Source organism: Pseudoalteromonas sp. 0303 (assembly GCF_013349995.1).
In the GTDB taxonomy this organism is placed as follows: Bacteria; Pseudomonadota; Gammaproteobacteria; order Enterobacterales; family Alteromonadaceae; genus Pseudoalteromonas.
On sequence record NZ_JABVXF010000181.1, the window covers coordinates 1 to 377 of the forward strand.

The window sequence follows — 377 nt, forward strand, 5'->3', positions numbered from 1 at the left end:
GATGGTAATTATGCTCGTAGTCATCGTTTTTATAATGGCTTAACTCGTCAGCAACAGGCATTAATTGCTGAAGATTATACCCTATTACAAACACAGCAACTGAGAACCCGTGCAGATGAGCTTACTGCTGAAGGTCAACTTGATGAAGCAGTTGATGTGCTACTTATGGCAATCAAACAAAGTCCACGTCAAAGCTGGCTTTACTACGACCTTGCAAATTTATATCAACAACAAGGTTTAGTTGATCATGCCAAAGCGCTGTATAAAAAAACCTTGTGGCAATTTCCGCTAGATGCAGATTTGCGTTATAGCCATGCACTATTTTTACGTTCGTTGAACGATTACCAAGGAGCACTGGCAACCTTAGATTACATTCC

The 377-nt window shown here is 40.3% G+C and carries 1 protein-coding gene; it reads left to right on the forward strand.

The annotated features are described in order from the left end of the window. The coding region (locus tag HUS62_RS23750; protein WP_175081240.1) for a tetratricopeptide repeat protein at window positions 1-377 on the forward strand (377 nt) is incomplete at both ends.